Origin of the sequence: Butyricicoccus sp. (assembly GCF_050872565.1) — a bacterium.
Lineage (GTDB): Bacteria > Bacillota > Clostridia > Oscillospirales > Butyricicoccaceae > Butyricicoccus_A.
In genome coordinates this window covers 1-2,253 of sequence record NZ_JBNMHC010000356.1, presented here as the reverse complement: position 1 = coordinate 2,253, position 2,253 = coordinate 1, and the positions used below count along the sequence as shown (strand labels likewise).

Below are 2,253 nucleotides of genomic sequence, written 5' to 3'. Positions count from 1 at the left end.
GAGAATGGACTTTCATAGAGATGATGAGCAGAAATCTTTCAAATCTGTAAGACTTCTGCTCTCTTTTTGAAAGTGAAATGAAAGGTTCCTTTGATACAATGCTGGTAAATAAGAAAAGGAGGCCATTGAAGTGGGCGTGATATTAGAAACGAATCAGCTTTGCAAATTTTATGGGACGGGGGAAAATCAGGTCAAAGCCGTCAATCATGTGAATATCCAGATTCAACAGGGAGAATTTGTCGCCATTGTCGGAAAATCCGGCTCCGGAAAAAGTACCCTGCTGCATATGCTGGGCGGGCTGGATACACCAACCAGCGGCAGCGTGATCTTGTCTGACAAGGACCTGTATTCCATGAAGGAGGATCAGCTTGCCGTTTTCCGGAGAAGAAAGATCGGATTTGTATTTCAGGCATTCAATCTGGTATCCTCCATCAATGTGTGGGAAAATATCGTTCTTCCGTTGGGGCTTGACGGAAAAAAAGTGGATAAAGCTTATGTCAATGATATTATCACCACACTGGGTCTTGAACACCGGATTCATAATCTTCCGAATACCCTCTCCGGAGGACAGCAGCAGCGCGTTGCGATTGCAAGAGCCTTGGTAAACAGACCGGAGATTTTGTTTGCGGACGAGCCAACCGGAAATCTTGATTCCAAGACAAGTGACGAGGTGATCGCGCTGCTGAAAATGAGCGCAAAAAAATATGGACAGACGATTGTAATGATTACCCATGATGATGAGATCGCGCAGGTTGCTGACCGTATTTTAGTCATCGAGGATGGACAGGTGGTGGATTTCAATTGAGGACGATCAGCAAAATTGCATTCAGCAACGACAAAAGAAATCGGACAAGAAGTGTCCTCATTATGACGGCGATTTGCCTGACTACCATGCTTCTGGTCATTATCAGTACAATTGGAAATGGACTGATCCTCTTACAGAAGGATCAGGCTGCAAGCTCATACGGAAGCAACTACGGCCTGTTTATCGCCGCAGATGGTACGCAATTAAAAGAAGTGGAACGCAGAGCTGAGATATCTGATATCGGCATCATGTGTACGGAGGGCATCCTGAAAGGAAATGAAAATGGCGGCTTTGTCAGTGCGGATGAAACGGTCAGGAAAATGCTTCCCTATAATCAGGAATATGTGTTGAAGGAAGGTACCTATCCGGAAAAGGCGCAGGAAATTGCCGCAGGACGCGCTTTCTTTGATGCAGTGGGATACCATGATGTAAAGGTCGGAGACACCGTAACATTGGAGTACCGTTCCGGCATGCAGTCGGAATACGCACCGGTGGAATTTACTGTCAGCGGGATTTTATATGACCGGGATGAATATACCATCGAGGCTTCCTATGTTGTATTCGGTTCGCAGGATTTTTATAATGAGCGTGTTGCGGAGGGTGACAGGCAATATAATATCTATTTTACCTTGAGCGATTCTGCAAATGTATCTATGAATAATGTTGCGCCTGTTATAAAAGAAATCGCGGATTCCTGCGGCATTGACCAGAAAAACGTGATCATCAATGACCTCTACCTGCAGTGGGTATTGCAGCCGAGCTATGAAATGATTGTGGTTTGTGGAACCCTGATCCTCGGAATCGTGCTGTTTTCCGTTGTGGTCATTTATAATATCTTCCAGGTCGGGATCGCCCAGAAGGTTCAGGAGTACGGAAAAATCAAGGCGCTGGGTGCAACCAGAAAGCAGATGAAGCAGTTGATCTTTCGTGAGGGCATTCTTCTGGCGGTTCCTTCGATACCGCTGGGGCTGCTGTTTGGTTTCCTGATTGCAAAAGTCAGCTTCAACTGGCTGGTGGAGCAGGGAAATCTGGTATCGTCCGGAATCAAGAACCATCAGGTGCCTCTGTTTTCACTGACAATGATACTCATCTGCATTTTTGTATCGTTTCTTACGGTCGTTTTGGCTCTGCGCAAACCCATGAAAATTGTTTCCCGGATTTCACCCATCGAAGCGACACGGTATCTTGACGGCTCCAAAACGCAAAAACAGGGCAGACGAAAAGGCAGAAAAGATGTCACCGTTTTCTCCATGGCAATGGCAAATGTGACAGGCAATCCGAAAAGAACCATTGCTACGATTCTTACCATGGGGCTTTCCTGTGTATTGTTTGTAATTATCTCTAATTATGTTGGGAATATTGACACGGAGCACGAGGCGCGGATTGCAATCAACCATGGACAATTTGAGTTGCAGCTGGATTATTCCCAGAATTATGATGAAGCCTAT

2 protein-coding genes are annotated in these 2,253 nt (G+C 45.7%); both read left to right on the top strand.

The window, feature by feature from the left end:
- Positions 1-130: 130 nt before the first annotated feature.
- The gene (locus ACR0P9_RS11315; protein ID WP_177290599.1) at positions 131-805 is read left to right on the top strand and encodes an ATP-binding cassette domain-containing protein; all 675 of its coding nucleotides are present in this window, start codon (positions 131-133) and stop codon (positions 803-805) included.
- Positions 802-2,253, top strand: a 1,452-nt coding sequence (locus tag ACR0P9_RS11310; protein WP_432620210.1) for an ABC transporter permease, incomplete at its 3' end; no start/stop codon positions are given. The genes ACR0P9_RS11315 and ACR0P9_RS11310, both read left to right, overlap by 4 nt.